The following is a 16953-nucleotide window of genomic DNA, read 5'->3' on the forward strand; positions in this document are numbered from 1 at the left end:
ATCATATCTAAGGAGGAATTAACATGAAAGAAGAACAAAATCAGACGAATCCGATTACTAGCGCTGGACGAGCAGGTTTGCGGGAAGGTGAGATATCCGAACTTACGATTATTGCGCCGCTTAAAGAAGGGGGTGCAGATCGTCTTCGTGAGAAGTTGAAAAAAAGCGCTTCGAGACAAGCCGAGACAATGGCGCGGATCGCGACCGTTCACGATATGCGTTTTGTGATTTTTGATAATGACACACGCTTGCTATTTGCGACAGCTTACGATGGCGATTGGGATAGTTATATTGATGACTTTGGAACCGAAATTCCGGATTTGTTAAATAATATGTTTAATGAAGTGGTAGACTTTCCGGGAATTGAATCTGCGGAAGCGAAAGACTACATCGCCAAATATCAGGTAACTGCATCCGGTTGGTACAGTGCTTATCCTGATGCTACGGTCAAAGATATTTGGCGCGGTCAGCGTATGATGAAGTCCTGGAATGACCTATTAGACGCTTCACAAAGCTAGAAAAAAGGGGATGATGATATCCCCTTTTTTGTTTTGATAAATGACAAAGAGGTGAACGAAAATGGATAATAAAAATGTTGAACCATCTGGACTTGCTGCTGAAGCCGTAGACTCCATTGAGGAAGTAGCAGGTAAATATCCAAGTTACTGACGTGCGCACGCGAAAGGAGTCGTTTATCATGCGGTATTTACTCCTAACGGACAAGCGGTATCTTTAACGACTGCTCCCCATCTGCAAAATCAAGAGGTGCAAGCTCTTGTGCGCTTCTCCAACAGCTCGACGAATCCATCCATACCGGATGTTTTTTCACCCGCGAAAGGGATGGCTGTTCAGTTTGAATTGCCTGATGGGGGCGTGACAAGTTTGGTCACGATTACATTGCCGATCTTTTTTGCCAAGACACCCCAATCCTTTATTGATATCTTAGGCACGATTAAAGAAAATTCAGTTGAGGGTGCGACAACGGCAGACAAATTTAAAGCGGTCATGGAGAAATATGAGGAAAGCCGAGCCGGGCTTCAAGCTGTTAAGATGCTGCAGCCTCCGCTCAGTTTTGCTACCAACCGGTATCATTCCATTCACGCTTACTATTTCATCAATGGCAATGGCGAGCGGCAGGCTGTTAAATATGAGTGGGAACCGGAAGCGGGGCTGCATTTTTTAACGAATGAAGAAGTCAAAGCGCAATCGCCCAATTACTTGGAGGATGAACTAGCTGAGCGGCTGTCAAAAGGGCCTGTAGCATTTCAATTATCTGTAGTTCTAGGGCAGGAGGGAGATCCGGCAGATGATCCAACCTCTGCTTGGCCGGAGGACCGAGAACGAATTGTGGTGGGTGAGTTATCAATCACCGGTATAGCAGACGAGAAAGCCCAGGATCGTGTTTTTGATCCAACGGAAGTTCCTGCGGGTATCGAATGCTCGAAAGATCCAATTTTAAACTTCCGCCACGATGCTTATTCGGTGTCACATGACCGCAGGAGTCAGGGTCAATAATTGTATAAACGAATTATTACATGAGGTACGTGCCAGAACAGACTATTTTTCTAACGATAGGGATGCCCTTCCTTTTGAAGTGCATCCTTTATTTTTAGAATGTTTTTATTTTAGCGATTTACTCATTGTAGGTACTTTCATTTATTCGCAACTCAGAAGATTTTTAGAAAGAGTTGTAATGATCCTACTATTCAAGATAAGCTTATCCAGAGTACATATTCACCAAGAAAGGCGTGATCATATGAATATATATGAGAAAATGCATTCAGGCGAAATTTATAGTTGCACCGACGAAAATTTGATGAATAAACAGATGAAATGCTTAGAAAAGCTCTATGATTTTAATGCAACCCGTCCATCTGAAGGTGAAAAGCGCCAAGCGCTTTTGAAAGAAATGTTTGCTGAGATTGGAGATGACTGCTATATCGAGCCTCCATTTCATGCGAATTGGGGTGGGAAACATGTGCATTTTGGAAGCAATGTGTATGCTAACTTTAATCTGACGATGGTAGATGATACGCACATCTATGTGGGAGATTATACGATGTTTGGTCCAAATGTAACGGTTGCTACGGGAGGCCATCCCGTTCTGCCCGAGCTGCGTGAGCCTGTAACACAGTTCAACATACCCGTTCATATCGGCAGGAATGTATGGATTGGTGCAGGTGCTGTGATTCTTCCAGGTGTAAAGATTGGTGATAATACCGTGATCGGTGCGGGCAGTGTGGTAACCAAGGACATTCCAGCAAATGTGGTTGCTGTTGGGAATCCTTGCCGTGTGCTTCGCGAAATCAATGAGCATGACAAGGAGTACTATTATAAAGATAGAAAAATCAATATAAAAATGGATACCGTTTAGCAAAACGAATAAGAAGTCACCAATAAGAGAAGTCGCCAATTGGGCGGCTTCTTTTTGTCTTAAGATTAGAATTCCTTGGCTCAAACCACATTTTAGAAAAGCTCACATACTCGTATTTCCGTCTCTTAATCACTTTCTTCATGCTTAGAACCCTTCGAAAACAAAGTAGTTGATCAAAAATTAAATTCAGCCTAATAAAAATGTTTATATTGTTCATGGAAAAACCGTTTGATATAATCAATCCCATATTAAGTAAGAAAAAGTAACATATACTAAATATTGAGGGGATGAATTATGAAAAAACGTCATTTATGCAAATTTTATGTTGCCTTATCCATGTTTCTTTTGGTCAATCCCAGTTATGGAGTTAGTAATGCTAACGCAGATAAGGTGAGCAGTATCCCTAAAACCCACTATCTCGCAGCAAATGCAGATAATATCCGCTGGGGGAACATCGGAGTAGGCAAGCCTGTCCTTACCGTAAACTCCGGGGATATGGTTACCGTCGAGACAGTGACCCATCATTCTGGGGATGATTATGAACGAATGATCCAAGGGGATGAAGGAGTAGAGGATATTTATCACTGGAACGAAACAGAACAAAATGTGGAAAATCGTGGACCGGGTGTACATATTATGACAGGGCCCATTGCCGTCGAAGGAGCAGAGCCTGGAGATGTACTTGAAGTAAAGATACTCGATATGAAGCTGCGTCCAAATGGGAATGAGCAGTATGCAGGTAAGACCTATGGTGCCAATGTTGCTTCAAAATGGGGGTACTTATACGGTGAGATGATCGAAGAACCAATGAAGCGTGAAGTGATAACGATCTATGAGATGGATTCCGCTGGGGGAACAGACTATGCAAAAGGATTGTACAGTTATAAATGGACACCTCAAACAGATCCGAATGGAAAAATACATCAGACGATGGATTATCCCGGCCTTATCGTTGATCCGAATACAATTGAAAGAAACAATGACGTATTAAAAGATGTTCAGATTCCGGTAAGACTTCACTTTGGAACGATGTGTGTAGCACCAAAAGAAGCAGATATTGTGAACTCCGTTCCTCCATCCTATTATGGCGGTAATATTGATGATTGGCGTGTTACCGAAGGAGCTACCATGTACTATCCCGTTTCTGTTCCTGGAGCACTCTTGTCTATCGGTGATCCGCATGCGGGGCAAGGAGATTCAGAACTGAATGGAACTGCAATTGAAACTTCATTAACAGGCGATATTCAGATTATTTTACATAAAAAAGCATCGCTAAATAACAAGTTAAGTGACCTTAACTTCCCGCTGCTTGAGAATGAGAACGAGTGGGTCATCCATGGATTCAGCTATGCGAACTACTTAGAAGAACTGGGAGAAAATGCTCAGCAGGATATTTATAATAAATCATCCATTGACAAAGCAATGAAAGATGCGGCCTTGAAGACGAAGGCTTTCCTGATGAAAGGAATGAACTTAACCGAAGATGAAGCATACTCTTTTATGTCCATATCCACCGATTTCGGCATAACACAAGTCGTGGATGCCAACTGGGGCATTCATGCGGTAATTCAGAAAAAAGTGTTTGGAGAATCAGAGCGTAAACTCGTGCAGCTGCGCACAAGTTTTGAGCAATTCGGTTCAGTCGTGGAATGGGAGCCAGCAGCAAGAAAGATTACCATCCGTTATAACGGGAATACGCTGACGGCGGAAATAGGAGAAAAGACAGCCGATTTTAATGGAGAGAAGATTCAGTTGATTGCACCTATTGAAATGATAGATAAACAGGCTCAAGTTAGCGAGTATTTTGTGAGTTTTTATAAAGCGAAAATGACCATCAAGATGTGAACGATAACCGTTGGATTGCTGTTTCAACGTGGGGGCGAAGAGAAAGTATTAATTATCGAATACACTTCGATGCAATGAAAGCTTTCGAAGGAATGATCGGTTCGACCGGGAATAATATACTTATCTAAGAAAGTTTCTTTTACCATTGAAGGAGGGGGTGGCATGCGTCAGTCTATTATCATCCTGCTTTGCTGTACATTGCTTATAGTAACGGGATGTGCTCCTAGTAAAGAAATTCGTAGCGATAAAGTGAAAGTGTTTAAAGAACGTATGCTGTCCACCTATGAAAATATAGAAGAGCTGTCCATCCTGTTTACGGAGACGACAATGGTATTTCGTTACGTGATAAATAATGAGGATGAAAAGAGACAAATTTTCGAGGACAGTCGTAATTTTTTTCTGAGCAGTGAAGTTCAGGAAGGAATCGTAAAGGGACTATTTGTAAAAGAGCATGCTGAACGAAATTTTTCATATCCAGATGTGGAAATTTCTTTTTCGCTAGGCAGCAAGCAGTTGACTGATTCCAAGTATACGGCGAGCTACTATGGTTCGAATACGGACCCGGCCGTCGTTGATCATTATGACACTTGGTATTATTTCACTAGTGATGGTGAAGTAGCGCAGGTAAAAGAATAGGAAAACGCGTAAGAAGCTAATCGTATGGAGCAGCTTCTTACGCGTTTTGAAGTTAAAGAGTATAAATTAGATACATTTTTAAATTGGTATAGTATTCTATCTTACTTTGCACTCGGCAGTATTTTATTAAGAACAATCGCGGTAACCGAGGCAACCAGAATAGGAGAGCCCAAGATATACTGCACGAAAGTAGGCATGGAAGATAAGAATTCATCAGGAATGAGCACTAAAGCAAGTGTGAAAATCATCGGAATCGCAATAATATACATTTCTTTTTCGCCCATGGTTTGATTCTTGATTACTTGCAGTCCGTTAATAGCGATAATTCCGCAGATGATGGCGAATACGCCGCCGATAACTGCTGATGGAATCGAAGAGATGAGAACTGCAAGTTTACTGAGACAACCGAAGAGGACAAACCATCCTCCTACCGCGAGAAAGACGCGGCGGCTTGCAATACCGGTGATCGAAATAATTCCTGCATTTGTGGAATAACCAGTAACCGGAGTCGAACCGAGCAGGGAAGCAACCAGGCAGCTGATTCCTTCGCCTACTACACCTTGGTTAATATTCTTATCCGTTAACGGCCGATCAATGACGTTACTGATGGCAAACCAAGTACCTGTTGTTTCTGCCATGAGTACGAGATAAACAATGACCATTGTAATAATCGCTGAAAGATTGAAAGAAAATCCGAAATCTTTAAAAGGAATCTGCGGCATGCTGAACCATTTCGCATTAGCGACTGCTGAAAAATCCAGAACGCCCATAAAGCTTGCTGCAATACATCCAGCGATTAATGCCATAAGTACGGATGTGATTCGGAAGAAAGCACCTTTTTTACCTAAAAGAGAACCGAGAATAACGAAAAACATAAGTACAGCACCAGTAATCAGTGCTAGCAGAACATTTTGCTGAATGGTAGCACCGGAAGCATCATAAATATTATCTTGCAGTGCAACAGGCAGTAGTGAAAGTCCTACGTTAAAGATAATCGTACCGCCTACGACAGGCGGAATGAAGTTTTTGACAATCGTATTATAAACACCGGTAAATCCTAGTCCGATCACAAGCAGCGAACCGACCAAACTTGCACCCAGCACGGAACTCCAACCTAATTCCCCGCCGCCGCTAGCAGCATAAATACTGATGATCGCACCCAGCGGAACATAAGAAGGTCCCTGGGCCATAGGCAGTTTCATACAAAAGTAGGATTGTACGATCGTTCCGATCCCCGCAGCAATAAAAGTAGATTGAATCAAAGCACTCGACTGATTGGATTGTAATCCAAGTAATATTGCGATCAGAAAAGGCACCACATAGATATCCATAGCCAGTACGTGTTGTAAACCTAGGAAAGCAGATTTTAAAAATGGTACTTTTTCATCGGGTAAGACAGTTAGATGTTGCGACTTCATTTCAGTATTACCTTGATGCTCTACTTGTGTTTTCACTCTGATGCACACCCCGGATTTTCTCTATTTTTTCAATGCTTAGCGTGTATGAACTTTCTCGCCTTGTACCCAAACTTCACGGATATGTTCAGGCCGTACAAGGTACATCATTTTTTGGAACACATCATGTAAGTCTTCATTTTCATTAAAAATAGGCAATCTAGCCGTAGGTAACTTCGTATCGATAACTTGTACATCCCATACATAATTCTCTTCAATACGACCGATCGGCAGGCTGAGGCTTTCTCCGCCGCCGGCTGTCGCCAGATAGAATGCTTCGTTAACTGTAATCCGTGAGTCCGGAACGCCGCGATTCTCCGCAGGAATGCTAGGATTCACACCATCTTCCAGCATTCGGGATGAAATGACCGCTTGTCTTATGTTATCGAACAGACTTGGAGAGAAGCCTCCGGAAATATCAGATCCGAGGCCGATCTCAACACCCTTGGAGTGGAACTCTTTAACAGGGATGACGCTGTTCGCAAAATAAGCATTAGACACAGGACAATGGGCGATCGCCGTTCCGGTCTCAGCGAATAATTCGACATCATCGTTATCCAGGAAATTGCAATGAGCCATGACCGATTTATCACGAAGCAAGCCAAAATCATTCAGAGCAAAAGCATCGTTTTTATTAAAACGATCTTGTACATAACCATGTGCCCAATCACTTTCACTGCAGTGGGACTGAACATAGGTATCGTATTTCGCTGCAAGCTCTCCGAGGCCTTTTAACCCTTCATCTGTACAGCTTGGAATAAATCTTGGTGTCACGACAGGATAAACGCCTTGTTTAGTTGTTTTGGCTAGTTCCTGTACAGCGATAATAAATTCTTCCGTATCAGCTAAGGCTGTCTCAGTATTAGCGTCCCGATAGATTTCTGGATTGCCTTCTGGGTCATCCATGACGACTTTCCCTACGAGACCACGCTGACCTTTACTAGCGCAGATTTCTGCAAGCAGAATACTTGCTTCCTTGTGTACCGTGGCGAAGTAAAGAGCAGTGGTTGTTCCATTAGCCAGCAAGGTGCTTACCACATCATCATAAACTTCCTTCGCAAAATCGAGATCCGAGAATTTAGACTCCAGCGGAAAGGTGTACGTGTGTAACCAATCATATAGCGGGATGTCTAGCGCAGTTCCTGATTGAGCCCACTGCGGCGCATGTACATGCAGATCGACAAAACCAGGCAAGAAATATTGCCCTTCCTCTAGGGAATGGAAGTTAGGTTTTCCTTGATATGCATCTAGTATGGTTTGATATTCTGCGTCATGAGGCGCTACAATATTTTTGATAATTCCATCTGTATTAATACAGAAAAGGTGATTTTTTAAGATCTCAATTTCTTTAGGAGACTTACTGGTAAATGCAGTGCCTTGAAATATTTGCTTATAATTCTTCATACTTACCGCCTTAATGTTCGTTTTTATGATGTATTTTGTTATTATAATCTGTGAAAAATGATTAGTCTATAATAATAGACTGTCAGGGAGAAGTTTCGTCTTGTGAGCAGTAATGGTAATTACCATTGGCCGGTTGAGGGTTTTAAATACCCCATCTAGTGAACTTTTAATAGGGTGCGTTGTTTCATCTGAATTCGAATTGGGTAATGAATCGTAAAAGTTTGTCCGGAGACAGTTGTAATAGATCGGGTGAGTGTCACATAAACACGTCATAACTATGGCTATGAGAATAGTAGAATTCTTTGTGAATACTTGCTGCGTGCAGCAAGTATTTATTTGGATACACCGACCATTTTAATCAACTAGACATTAGAACATGTCTTCATATAAAGGAGTATGTATTGTTGAAGAGCATCCAGAATCGCTTACTAATCTTGCTGCTTGTATTTATCATTCTTCCTTATTTCCTCTCCGTCCTTCTGGTCTATCGGCAGACAAAGGAAAACGTGGAGCGGCATGAACTCCAGAACAGCACAGAGCAGATGCAGCAGGCATCTATGGATTTAGCAGCATATTTTGATGAAATTCTGAGTCTTCCTTATCTCTTATATCGAAATCCGGATTTATTTCGCTTCTTTGAAGCGGGATTTGAAGACTCACCTTATCTAAAACTGCGTGATATTAAAAAAGATATGATTCATTTTTACCTGATGAGAAGTGAGTTTCGTCAGATTCGATTTTATATCGAAGCAGAACAGACCTCTTATTCCGTCTATAACGCTATGCTTAGTTCGGGCAAACGCGATCCGGAACTATTGAAACAAGCCTCCATTCAGAAGCTCATGGATTCAGAAGTGCACTATGTTATTGAGCCCCCTCATCCAATTGTGAACTATAACAATACTTCCATTTTGCCAGAATCTGATCAAACGATGGTACTTACCATACACCACAAAATTATGGATACCCTGACGAATGAGTTTCTTGGAATCATTACAATAGATATGGATCTGGACCAAATCGCGAGTCTGGCAAATCATGTGCTTGCAAAAAATGAAGCGGTGGTTTTGTCTGATAGCGAGGGGCACATTATATACACGAGTGAAGATAACTGGACAGGCAGGGCAGTTCCGGCTGAACTAGCAAATATTATTTATTCTTCTTCATCTGGAACAACATTTTCTGATGGAAATATTATTTTTACTAATTCACTTCAAGTGCCAATTGAAGATTGGTATTTTACAAAAATCACCTCAAGTCAATTATTATTTGAGAGCGTGAGAACAACAGCCTATACCAACATTATGGTTGGTGTCCTTGTGGGAGGTCTCGGTATGATTATGGTAGCCGTTATTTCCTACTATGTTACACGTCCGATCAAACTGCTCAGCCAAAAGGTACAAAGCATAGAAGCAGAGAATCTGAATGCTCCATTTAACGATAAACGAGAGGATGAAATTGGGATCCTGGAGCGAAATATCAAAGATATGATGAACCGAATTAATCGACATATTGACCGGGAATACAAACTTGAGATAGAAAATAGAAAGAATCAGCATCGGGCATTAAAGTCACAGGTTAATCCGCACTTTCTATTTAATGCACTGCAATCTATTGCAACGGTTGCTCTTCTATCTGATTCACCTAAAGTCTACCAGCTCATCAACTCTCTATCTAGAATGATGCGCTACTCTATACGAGTCGATCAAAAAGCAACGATTCAAAGTGAAGTAGAGTATGTCAAAGCCTATCTGCATCTTCAAGAGGAACGTTTTCAAAATGACTTTAGTTACTCACTTGAGATTCCAGAAGAAATTCTGAAAGTGCCCGTTCCGAGTATGATTTTGCAGCCACTCGTTGAAAACTTTTTTAAACATTGCTATGACAAAGGATATGAACAAGCCTGCTTACATATATACGGCGAAATTCAGGGCGAGAATATCCATCTAGTCGTTGAAAATAACGGAAATAGTATGACAGCGGAGGAACTGGAATTATTACGAAATAATATTTATGCAGTCGTAAGTGAAGAGAACTATGCACTACAACATATCGGTTTAAAAAACATTCATGATCGCTTGGTTCTTCATTTCGATCAGTCAGCAGGAATCACAGTAGACAACTTGCAGGGAGAAGGGTTCTCCGTACGGCTGGTGATTCCACTTAAGTATGAAGGAGGAGTAAGACATGAAGGCTCTTATCGTAGATGATGAGAATAATGTAAGAAAAATCATTCGTTTCTTGGGACAGTGGGAGAAACATGGAATCACAGAAATTTTTGAAGCGAAAAATGGGTTCGAAGCGCAGCGGATTATTGATCTGGAATGTCCAGAGATTATTCTGACCGACGTGAAAATGCCTAAGAATAATGGTATTGAATTTATCGAATGGCTGGGAACTATATCTTACCCGGGGAAAGTAATCATGATTTCCGGATTTGATGACTATTCTTATATGAGAAAAGCGTTACAGCATGGATGCGTCGATTATTTAATGAAGCCGATCGAAGATCAGTTATTGAATGAAGCTTTAACAAGAGCGGTAAATGCCTGGAAACTGGAAGAGGAAGAACGCCGCAATGTAGAATCCGGTTTTTATGAAGAGGTAAAATCATTTCGTTTGAACAGAGAGATTACCTCCGCTTGTCACGGAGAAAGTTTCGATTTGAATGCAATTGCTTCCTCTCTTCCACAAGCGGATGCGTACGATCTTACGTTATTGTATTTTCATCAAACGCATCACTCGGAACCTTACATACAGCATCTGAGCCGTGAACTAGATGCTCGAGGACTGGGGAATGCATATACCCTGCAGAATGACCCGCATGTGAGTATGATTCTATCGGTAGTGGGTGAGTTCTTTGAGGTGGAAGAATGGATTACACAACAGTTTGATATTCCCGTACGTTTGGTCAGTGGGTATTCCATCCGTTCATTACAAGAGATTGCTTCCTCCTATCAATCTGCACAGAGGTCTATGGCAGAACAAAATTACAGAGCAATTCACCGTTTAGCAGATCTTGATGATGCAAGACGCATGCAAGATATTGTGACTTTTGTTGAAGAACACTATACAGAAGAATTAAGTTTGGATAAGCTGTCCACCCGGTTTTTCCTAAGCCGTGAACACATCTCGCGGCGATTCAAACAAAAGGTAGGGGTGACACTCTCGAGTTACGTAATCCAGTTACGAATTAATCAAGCAAAACAGTGGTTAATTGAAACGGACGAGAAGATGTACTCGATTGCTCTGAAGCTCGGATACCAAGATGAAATTTATTTTTCTAAATTGTTTAAAAAGCACGTAGGTATGACACCTATTGAATATCGAAATGTGGAGCGGAAAAATAGGATAACCAGCGAAGTCAGAATGGCGAATGTATAAGTATAGACAAGCAGAAGTAATGGAGGAAACATGAAGCGAATAGGAATTCTGATTATGGCAGGGTTTATTACCCTGTCTCTTTGTTCATGTGGAAGGGACCTCGTTTCACAGAAGGAAGCAAAACCTCTCGAAGCAGAACAGACAATCACTTTAGAGATCCTGAATCCCAAAGTAGAGATTGCGACCGAGTTCGAGAAGATGGCAGAGGTATACGAAAAGGAAAATCCACATGTAAACGTTGAAGTTTTAACTTATGGCGGGGGTGCAAGCTACCTTAGGGAATTGAGAGCGAGATTTGCTGCTAATGCAGGCCCTGATATTTTTCCAAACGGTGGTTATGAAGAAGCTAAGGCATGGCAAAGGTATCTAGAGGATTTATCGGATCAGCCATGGGTGGATCAAGCCTATGATCAGGCACTTGAGCCGATGACAATAGATGGGAAAATATATGGAATACCGATCAATTTTGAAGGCTACGGCTTCATCTACAATAAAGACCTTTTTGCTAAGGCCAAGATTGATACACTTCCTACTACATTTACCGAATTAAAAGAGGCAGCTGAAAAATTACAGGCCGAAGGGATCACGCCTTTTACCGTGGGATACGGAGATAATTGGTTTTATATCCTTATGCTCAATATTGCTTTTGCTCAGCAGGACAACCCAGACGCTTTTATAGAGGCCTTAAATGAAGGGAAACAGACCATCCGTGGGAATAAAGAGATCCAGGATGTCATTCAAATGCTGGACCTCACCATGGAGTATGGTAACCAAGATTATGAGACGATTGATTATAATACCGAGGTGGAGCGGTTTGCAACAGGTAAATCAGCGATGTTAAAACAGGGCAACTGGGTGGAGCCTAAAATCAAGGGAATATCACCTGATATAAATATTGGATTTATCCCTATGTCGATTAATGATCGTGAGGAAAATGATGCTCTGCCATTTGGAGTTTCGAATAATTGGGCTGTGAATAAGCTGTCTTCACCCGAAGAGAAAAAAGAAGCAAAGAAGTTTTTGAACTGGATGGTATCTTCGGAACAGGGGAAAAAGTTTATGAGAGAAGAATTTCATTTTATTCCTGCATTTAAAAATATAGAAACAAATGACTCAGATTCACTCGCGAAGGATCTAATGCGTTATGTAGAGGATAAAAAAACCTTGTCCTGGAATTGGTTTAAATTTCCGGAAGCGACAAGAGATGAGTTCGGCTTTGCGATGCAAGCTTATGTTCGGAAGCAGATAAGCAGAGATCAGCTGCTTGATGAGCTTCAATCTTCATGGGAAAAGTATACGAAGAAATAGACAAATCAATATAAGCCGCAAAAGGCATCAATGTAAGACATGTTTAAGATGACCCGCTTTTATTACAATGAGTTTAAAGTTAATTTATAAAAGAGGAGTCAGTTATGAATTTTAAAAAGATGATGAAACAATCAGTAGTACTATCCTTGTCCGCTTCTTTATTGGTTAGCGGCGGGACATTGGCATTCGCAAAAGGAAACAATACGGATGCAGGAGAAACATACGGATTTTCCCATATCACTCGTGCCGATATGCTGAAAATACCTGCACAACAAAACAGTGAACAATTTAAGGTTCCTGAATTTGATGCGTCCACGATTCAAAACATTCCTTCAGCAGTGAAATATGATGAGAACGGCAATAAAATTGAAATGGACGTTTGGGACTCTTGGCCGCTGCAAAATGCGGATGGGACTGTAGCGAACTACAAAGGGTATGAAATTGTGTTTGCTTTAGCGGGTGACCCAAAACGTGGATCAGATACATTCATTTACATGTTCTATAAAAAAGCAGGCGAAACTTCGCTTTCCAGCTGGAAGAATGCCGGCCGAGTATTTAAAGATAGCGATAAACTTGTACCAGGCGACACTCTTCTAAACGATCAAGCGGAAGAATGGTCTGGATCTGCAACAATGACTTCCGATGGTAAAATTCGCTTGTTCTACACGAATCGCCAAGCATGGGCTCCAGAACGCGGTTTTTACGGAAAACAAATTTTGACTACAGCTCAAGTCAATGTATCAGCGCCAAATAAAAACACGCTGAAGATTGATGGTGTAGAAGATCTTAAATCGATCTATGATGGAAAAGACGGCGAGATCTATCAAAACGTGGAATCTACTGGTTTTAGCCAAGGTGACTACAACGATAACCATACCTTAAGAGATCCTCACTACGTAGAGGACAAAGGTCGTAAATATCTTGTGTTTGAAGCAAATACAGGGAAAAAGACAGGATATCAAGGGGCAGAATCTCTCAATAATCCAGCTTATTACGGTGGAACGAAAGCTTTCTTCGAAGCGGAAAGAAAGAAACTGCTGGAAAGCCCAGTAAGAGCATTTGCGGAAATCGCGAATGGAGCACTTGGTATTATTGAACTTAATGATGATTATACATTCAAAAAAGAGTTGAAACCTCTGATCGCTTCTAATACCGTTACAGATGAAATTGAGCGTCCGAATGTATTTAAATTAAGAGGTAAATGGTACCTGTTCACAAGTTCCAGAGGATCTAAAATGTACATTGATGGAATCGATGATGAAGACATCTACCTGCTAGGGTATGTATCTAATTCATTAACGGGTCCTTATAAACCACTGAACGGTACTGGACTTGTACTGCATCAAGATCTAGATCCTAATGATATTACTTGGACATATGCTCACTTCGCAATTCCACAAGTGAAAGGTAATAATGTAGTCATCACAAGTTACATGACGAACAGAGGATTCTTTGAAGATCATCACTCTACTTTTGCGCCAAGCTTCTTATTGAACATTAAGAATTCTACAACTTCTGTAGTGAAGGACAGCATTCTAGAGCAGGGTCAAATTACAATTTCTACAGATAATCCAAACAAACCGAATGGTAACTCAAACGGAAATGGTAACTCAAACGGAAATGGTAACTCAAACGGAAATGGTAACTCAAATGGAAATGGTAACTCAAACGGTAACTCAAATGGAAATGGTAACTCAAACGGAAATGGTAACTCAAACCATAACCATTCAAAATAAACCAAATAAAAAAGAAATGTAAGTAGTGAAAAGTAAATGCGGATTCTATATCGCATTTACTTTCTTTTTATCTATGGGTTTTAACAGCAATAGTTCAGAGGCAAAAGTGGGGATATAGTTGAATGTAATTGAGAAATTGAGGAGAAGTAAGACGGGGATGTTCATTTTTTTCGCTTGTTGTTTAATCGCATTAGCACTAATCACTTATACCGCAGTTAATAACGATAAGGAAGCTACTATTCATCCGTTTCCAGAGGGAAGTGTTCGTCCCGGATATCATTTTACCGTGCCTGATAAATGGAAAAACGACCCTCAGAAGCCGATCTATTTTGATGGAGAATACCATTACTATTATCTTTATAATAGAGATTATCCTGAGGGAAACGGTACAGAATGGAGGCATGCGACTTCTGTAGATTTAGTGGAGTGGGAAGATAAAGGCGTTGCCATTCCCAAATACACGAACCAAAATGGAGACCCATGGTCAGGCTCAGTTGTTATAGATGATACAAACACAGCAGGGTTTGGTGAAGGTGCAATTGTAGCAATCCTGACACAGCCCTCGGCAGATGAAGGAAAGCAGGAACAATTTTTATGGTACAGTACAGACCGCGGTCAAACGTTCCAACCGTATGAAGATACTCCTGTTCTCGCGAATCCGGGAGTGAAAGATTTCAGAGATCCAAAAGTAATATGGGATCATGAATCACATAAATGGGTGATGACGCTGGCAGAAGGCACAAAAATTGGATTTTATGAGTCCGATAATTTGAAAGAATGGCATTATACAAGCAGTTTCCATGCCGAAAATATCGGAGTTTTAGAATGTCCTGATCTTTATCAGTTACGAGCGGATGATGGCAACCTAAAGTGGGTTCTTGGTGTCAGTGCCAACGGCAAATCTACTGGTCAACCGAATACGTATGCCTATTGGATTGGAGATTTTGATGGTGAACAGTTTATCCCGAATCAGACTGAGCCTCAGTGGCTCGATTACGGTTTTGACTGGTATGGTGCGGTAACGTTTGAAGACGGAGTGGAAAGAGATCCATATAATCATCGGTATGCGTTAGCTTGGATGAATAATTGGGATTACGCACAGGTTACACCTACCCTCGAAGAAGGTTTTAACGGTACAGACTCCATTGTCCGTCAGATTAAGCTACAGGCAGAAGGAGATAACAAGTACTATTTAGTATCCCAACCCATTGAAGTATTAGAGGAGTTAACAAGTTCAGCGGATGCATTTGAACATATCGAAGTGGATGGCTCTACAACACTTAATGTAACAGGAGACATGTATCAGCTGGAGACAGATATCTCTTGGTCGGAGATGAAGAATGTAGGACTCAGACTTCGAGAATCCAGTGATAAGACGCGCCATGTAGACGTCGGTGTTTTTGTAGAAGGCGAGTATTCTTATGTGAACCGAGCTTCAACAGGGCATCCTGATGAGAGTAACCGATATGTAGAAAGTACCGCACCATTTAATGGGAACAACAAGAAGGTGCATTTAAAAATCCTCGTTGATAAAACAAGTATTGAAGTTTTTATTGATGATGGCAGGGTCGCTTTTACGAATGAAATTTTTCCAAATGCAGGTGATCGAGCCATTACCCTTTTTACAGAAGGCGGGACTGCCGTTTTTAGCAATGTAGTCATCAAGCATTTTAACAAGATGAAATAAGAAAAAAGACCGCAGCAAACTAGGCAAAGCTAGTTTGTCTACAGTCAAAGAGGGACGGGGGACTTATGCGAGTACCCCCACGAGTACCCTTTTTATCATGAGCGCTTTTATGATCTCTTGAGTGTTTTTATGCTCTCCTGAGTATTTTTATTTCCGAGCTGTGATCATAAATCGTGATGAATTGGTCATTATTCCTATGTCGGTCTGATTGTCCCTAATCCATTGCTCCAAGATTTGAAAATCATCTTCGGTTTCTCCAAAGTTAGGAATAATCGGCGTATGCTTCAGAAGAAACAATAAGTCTTCCGGCGTCTGATAATATTCGGTAACGCTAGCTTCAACGGCCTTGATATCCGTAAAGCCAGCTTCCCTTAGTTCCGTAATATACTGATTTTTTAAAGTCCCGTTTTTCTTACCGAATGCCTGACCTCTCCCAAATGCCTCTTTTATATTCACTTTATCATTTTCGCTTACTTGTTGAGTTAGAAAAATACCGCCTGGAGCTAACACTTTAGCGATTTCATTTGGATCGAAGCATGAGTGTCTAGAAGAGACGACCTGAAAGAAATGGTTAGGAAAATCAAGCTGTTCTGCATCCATCTGCAGAAAACGGACATTAGGTATGCCGGAACTTACCGCATTTTTAGTTGCGGTCTCCATCATTCCTGTGGAACGGTCAATCCCGACGAGAAGGAGTGCAGCATCCGCGATGGAGAGGATTGCTTCGCCGCCGCCCGTTCCGATATCAAGCAGGAGATCTGACTTCTTCGTTACTTTTGTTACTTCATTATAAAAGTCCCACGGTAATCCTTCGGAGACACATTTCATCTTACTAAAATCCCAGCCAATGCGTTTTCCTACTTTATCATAAAAATCTTTGTATTCGAGTGTATTCATTGTTTTCTTCCACCTTTCAAATGGAGGTTCATAACAAGCTAGAGAAAGAACAGCCCCATATCGTTCAAATACTTAGTTACTGTGGACAAAAGGACAGACGTGTCCCTTGACAGCTGGTACGCGTTTTTATCCAGCCCGGCAACTAATTACTTCGAACCCTGCGGAAGTTCATCCCATTCACCTCATTCAAAAGATTCATTCCATTATATCTTATTTAAGTTTCTTTAA

The 16953-nt window shown here is 41.2% G+C and carries 12 protein-coding genes and 1 pseudogene; 10 read left to right on the forward strand and 3 right to left on the reverse strand.

Features of this window, described 5'->3' with window-relative positions; translation table 11 throughout:
- The first annotated feature begins 23 nt into the window (after positions 1–23).
- From QPK24_RS03485 to QPK24_RS03505, 5 genes and pseudogenes are all read left to right on the forward strand, one after another.
- Positions 24–518 (forward strand): hypothetical protein, encoded by a 495-nt coding sequence (locus QPK24_RS03485; RefSeq protein WP_285746200.1) that lies wholly within the window; start codon positions 24–26, stop codon positions 516–518.
- 166 nt (positions 519–684) lie between these two features.
- Positions 685–1515 (forward strand): annotated as a pseudogene (locus QPK24_RS03490) (catalase family peroxidase); the annotation flags it as partial.
- Between the two features lie 241 nt (positions 1516–1756).
- Positions 1757–2374 carry a sugar O-acetyltransferase gene (locus QPK24_RS03495; RefSeq protein WP_285746202.1) on the forward strand — a complete coding sequence of 206 codons (618 nt, stop codon included), beginning with the start codon at positions 1757–1759 and terminating at the stop codon, positions 2372–2374.
- A gap of 294 nt (positions 2375–2668) precedes the next feature.
- Positions 2669–4219, forward strand: a complete 1551-nt coding sequence (locus tag QPK24_RS03500; protein WP_285746204.1) for an acetamidase/formamidase family protein — start codon at positions 2669–2671, stop codon at positions 4217–4219.
- A gap of 162 nt (positions 4220–4381) precedes the next feature.
- Complete coding sequence (locus QPK24_RS03505; RefSeq protein WP_285746206.1) at positions 4382–4855, forward strand: hypothetical protein; 474 nt, start codon at positions 4382–4384, stop codon at positions 4853–4855.
- 101 nt (positions 4856–4956) lie between these two features.
- Here the strand turns inward: QPK24_RS03505 and QPK24_RS03510 are convergent, their stop codons facing one another.
- Together QPK24_RS03510 and guaD are read right to left on the reverse strand one after the other, a co-directional pair.
- Positions 4957–6309 (reverse strand): uracil-xanthine permease family protein, encoded by a 1353-nt coding sequence (locus QPK24_RS03510; RefSeq protein WP_285746208.1) that lies wholly within the window; start codon positions 6307–6309, stop codon positions 4957–4959.
- Between the two features lie 39 nt (positions 6310–6348).
- Positions 6349–7713, reverse strand: coding sequence for a guanine deaminase (gene guaD / locus QPK24_RS03515; RefSeq protein WP_285746210.1), 1365 nt, complete (start codon positions 7711–7713; stop codon positions 6349–6351).
- Positions 7714–8114: 401 nt separating this feature from the next.
- On the opposite strand from guaD, the gene QPK24_RS03520 reads away from it, so the two are divergent.
- The 5 genes from QPK24_RS03520 to QPK24_RS03540 all read left to right on the forward strand — a co-directional run bounded on the left by QPK24_RS03520 (position 8115) and on the right by QPK24_RS03540 (position 15828).
- Positions 8115–9923: a sensor histidine kinase gene (locus QPK24_RS03520; protein ID WP_285746212.1), complete on the forward strand. Its 1809-nt coding sequence runs from the start codon at positions 8115–8117 to the stop codon at positions 9921–9923.
- A complete protein-coding gene (locus tag QPK24_RS03525) occupies positions 9901–11097 on the forward strand; it encodes a helix-turn-helix domain-containing protein (protein WP_285746214.1) in 1197 nt (398 codons plus the stop codon). The genes QPK24_RS03520 and QPK24_RS03525 overlap by 23 nt, the downstream gene beginning before the upstream one ends.
- A 30-nt stretch (positions 11098–11127) precedes the next feature.
- The gene (locus tag QPK24_RS03530; RefSeq protein WP_285746215.1) at positions 11128–12405 is read left to right on the forward strand and encodes an ABC transporter substrate-binding protein; all 1278 of its coding nucleotides are present in this window, start codon (positions 11128–11130) and stop codon (positions 12403–12405) included.
- Between the two features lie 104 nt (positions 12406–12509).
- On the forward strand, positions 12510–14141 hold the full coding sequence (locus tag QPK24_RS03535) for a glycoside hydrolase family 68 protein (RefSeq protein ID WP_285746217.1): 1632 nt from the start codon (positions 12510–12512) through the stop codon (positions 14139–14141).
- A 157-nt stretch (positions 14142–14298) separates the two neighbouring features.
- Entirely contained in the window at positions 14299–15828 is a 1530-nt protein-coding gene (locus tag QPK24_RS03540; RefSeq protein ID WP_285746219.1) for a glycoside hydrolase family 32 protein, read from the forward strand.
- Positions 15829–15975: 147 nt separating this feature from the next.
- Here QPK24_RS03540 and QPK24_RS03545 read toward each other — a convergent pair whose 3' ends face one another.
- Entirely contained in the window at positions 15976–16725 is a 750-nt protein-coding gene (locus QPK24_RS03545) for a class I SAM-dependent methyltransferase (RefSeq protein WP_285746221.1), read from the reverse strand.
- Positions 16726–16953 lie beyond the last annotated feature (228 nt).

Source organism: Paenibacillus polygoni (assembly GCF_030263935.1).
GTDB lineage: Bacteria > Bacillota > Bacilli > Paenibacillales > Paenibacillaceae > Paenibacillus > Paenibacillus polygoni.